We start from the raw sequence: 697 nt of genomic DNA, 5'->3' as shown, positions 1-697 counted from the left end.
CATCTACTTTCTCTCTTGCTCAGCACCCATCGCAAGAAGCGCTCCGTGCGCTCTACATGAGCTTTGCTGGGTGGCGGTGAGAACTTCAAGGCTGACAGCGCCCCAACGGCTACAGGCACTCGCGGAGCCTTGTACGTGCCCGCATTGATCTTCGCACGCCTTCGCGCCCAAGCGCTCTTGGTGTTCCTGTTCTTAGGCAGCAGCGGTTCAATCCGCTGTCTAACGGTGGCACCGAAGAATGGAAGGGGACCTCTATAGCTCTCAACAGCCCCCAAGAGCTTCTGCACCATGTGCCACGCTGTCTTGTACGTCACACCTAACGCCTGCTCGATCTCTCGCGCTGTCACGACATGGGGCAATCTGTTGAGCATGTGTGCCGCCGAAACCCAGGCAGCAAGGGGAAGCTTAGAACCCTCTAGCGGTGTGCCCACGGTGACGGTGAATTGCCGTCTGCATTCTGAGCACAGGTAGAGGCCGGGACGATGGGATGCCCCGCCTATCAAGGTAATGGCGGTGCCCGATGCGGTGCAGTGCGGACACACGGGACCACTTGACCACCTAATTCCCTCCAGTGCAGCCCGGCAATCTTCCTCGCGCATAAGACCTCTAAGTGTTTCGTCTCGTATATACGAATGCGCCCAAAAGATCAACTTTCGGCAATGTTGTCAGGCGGTTCACCGTTTCAGAGTGTACCGAT

1 protein-coding gene is annotated in these 697 nt (G+C 57.4%); it reads right to left on the bottom strand.

The window, feature by feature from the left end; translation table 11 throughout:
* On the bottom strand, positions 1-599 hold a 599-nt coding region (locus NS334_RS19510; protein ID WP_106940456.1), incomplete at its 3' end, for a transposase.
* Between the last annotated feature and the right edge of the window lie 98 nt (positions 600-697).

This window comes from Sphingomonas endophytica (genome assembly GCF_001476895.1).
Classification (GTDB): Bacteria; Pseudomonadota; Alphaproteobacteria; order Sphingomonadales; family Sphingomonadaceae; genus Sphingomonas; species Sphingomonas endophytica_A.
This window is presented reverse-complemented; position numbering and strand designations above follow the sequence as displayed.